Source organism: bacterium (assembly GCA_040756715.1).
Taxonomy (GTDB): domain Bacteria; phylum UBA9089; class UBA9088; order UBA9088; family UBA9088; genus JBFLYE01.
In genome coordinates, this window is record JBFLYE010000091.1 from 1 (window position 1) to 2437 (window position 2437).

Genomic DNA, 2437 nt, shown 5'->3' on the forward strand with positions numbered 1-2437 from the left:
ATGAGCTTAAAAGAACAATAAAGGATAGTTTTGAAGAATTTGCAATAAGTATAAGCTATGCCAAAAGTTGGATAAATAAGTTTATGATAAGGTATAGTTTGTGTAAAAATTTATGTAATTAACTATAATGGTGGTTGGAAAGTAGTGTATTGTAACAATTAAACAAAGCGTTTCTGACTCTTTAATGAGGGTTATAATATGCAAAATAAAAAAATTTTTATCCTTTTAATAATCCCTTTAGTAATAGGAGGAGGTCTTTATGTTTTGGGTAGAATTCTAGGTCCCCCATTATATGAATTAGAGGAAAAATTTAGGGAAGTGAAAGTGTGGATTTATATAATATTATTTCCTACGGTGATACCTTTATGTGGGCTTTTTTTATTTTTTGTAACAGTTCCTGCGCTTTTTAGAAATAGCTTAATTAATTGGAAGAATAATACCTCTTGGAAATGGCAATTAACAATGGTATTACCCCTTCTTCTAATAGCAACATGGATGCAGTTTCACGGAGCTTTCCCATTAGCTATACCTATAGGTTTAATTGTATCTGAAATTACTCTAGTTAACTTAATTAGGTCTGCTAAAGTAGATAGCAAATCTACTTTCTTCCATATTTTATTAGGATTAGCAGTGGTTATAGGAGGAATAACGTTTCTTGTCCTTTACTTATTTTTAATTTGGGGGATGTTTTTACCTTCAATAATATACCAAATGTTCCAGAGTATTCTTTTTCCGATAGTAAGTCTTTTTTTAATAATAAGGCAAATATTCTAAACCCATATGAAAAAGCTAATCCCTTTGGTTTTGGGGATGGTGATAGGATTTAGCATAGTTTTCTTAGTGCTTCAAGGAAGGGAACAAGAAATAAAACAAGGAATAAATATAAAGGATGAGGAGATAAGGGCAAAAGAGGAGTTTGAGAGGGCAAGGAAAGGGTGTAAAAAGGGGTTGGAAAAGATTTATAAGGAGCACAAAGGAAGGTATTGGAGGACTAGACTTTTTCCTTTGCTTTTTTGTGATTATTTCGAGTACATGGATTTGATAGAGAAAATGTATTATCTAAGGGTTAAGACAGCGGAAAAATACGAAGCAATTGCCAATACCTATCCAAAGACAAAAATGGTTGATAAATGTTTGCTTGATGCGATAATATTATTAGAGAAGGCAAAGCGGTGTGCAATGAGCCTTGGTTGGGATTGGGAGGGGCATAAGAAACATGCGTTATATAATAGAATAGATGGTGATGTTACAAGATGTATTGATTGGCTAATTGAGAATTCTTCAAGAACTGAGGTGGTTGAATTTGCAAAGATAAAGAAAGAGGATATAAGGTTTAGGAAAAAAAAAGAAGAAGAAGGGGGAAAACTTCTTCCCATAGAGGAGGCGTATGGTAAAAAGTTCATTGGAAAAAGAATAATTGAAAAAAGGGAGATGGCTGAGAAAATGGTCAAAAGCTACGAAGCCTTGGTTAATCAATATCCCAATAGTGAGATTGCTGATGATTGCCTATATGAGATTATAAAGATAATCGGTGAAGGATTTTTTCCTTTGGATGTGAATGAAGGAAAAAATTTAGAAAAAGCTAGACAAAGGTCATTGAAATATGTAAACTGGTTATACCAGATAGCCCCTGAAAGTGAATGGGGTGAAGATTCCCATTTTACAGGAGGTGCCTTTGTAGAATTGGTAAAAAGGTATCCTGAAAGTAGATTTTTTTATAATTCCTTAATTATAATTATGTCATCAAGGGCTTTCTCAGTTAAGGATACCCTTTGGGGATATAAAAGATTTATGGAGAAAAAGATAGATATTAAACATAGACTGCCTTTTGAATTTGATAAGTTTGATGATTGGACCTGGGGGGGAGGAGAAGCCTTTTGGAGTCACCCTTACATAGGGAATATAGCACAAAGAATCTCATTCTTAAAAGGGATGCAAAATGGCCTTTTATCCTATTTTTCCAATTCCTTTGCCAAGTTCTTAGAAGAATATGCAAAGGAAAACAATTGCTTTCCCAAGGGAAAACTCTTAGAGGGAAATGAATTATATCTCATCCTTAAGCCCTATATTGACAAGGAAACAAGATGGGAGAGGGACTTTAACCCATTTTATGAGGAATATGGGTTAAAATTAAATTCCTATGAAAGCAATGGACAAAGCTTTAAACTTAGCTTAGAATTATTAGATTTAAAACAAGAAACAGAAGGTAGATTAGGAGAAGCAAAAGATTTTGATTTTTCTTTTGGAAAATTTTGTATATTATATGATAGAGATTAGGGATTATATGTATAATCTAAGCTCTGAAGAGCTGAAAAAGGAGGTTGATGCAGAATGAAGAAATGGGTTATATTGGGGATTATTTTAGGGATAAATACAGAGGCTTCTTACCACAAAGAGCCTCCCAATTATGAGGATTTTAAGCCCATACTTTGGTATG

2 protein-coding genes are annotated in these 2437 nt (G+C 33.2%); both read left to right on the top strand.

Translation table 11 applies throughout. The features are described from left to right. Positions 1 to 198: 198 nt before the first annotated feature. A complete protein-coding gene (locus AB1397_03485) occupies positions 199 to 774 on the top strand; it encodes a hypothetical protein (GenBank protein ID MEW6482050.1) in 576 nt (191 codons plus the stop codon). A gap of 6 nt (positions 775 to 780) precedes the next feature. After that, positions 781 to 2277 carry a hypothetical protein gene (locus AB1397_03490; GenBank protein MEW6482051.1) on the top strand — a complete coding sequence of 499 codons (1497 nt, stop codon included), beginning with the start codon at positions 781 to 783 and terminating at the stop codon, positions 2275 to 2277. Positions 2278 to 2437 lie beyond the last annotated feature (160 nt).

What these genes read in the sequence shown, in the direction of transcription:
- AB1397_03490 (MEW6482051.1), top strand. Translation starts at nt 781, where the DNA reads ATGAAAAAGCTAATCCCTTTGGTTTTGGGGATGGTGATAGGATTTAGC.
- AB1397_03485 (MEW6482050.1), top strand. Translation starts at nt 199, where the DNA reads ATGCAAAATAAAAAAATTTTTATCCTTTTAATAATCCCTTTAGTAATA.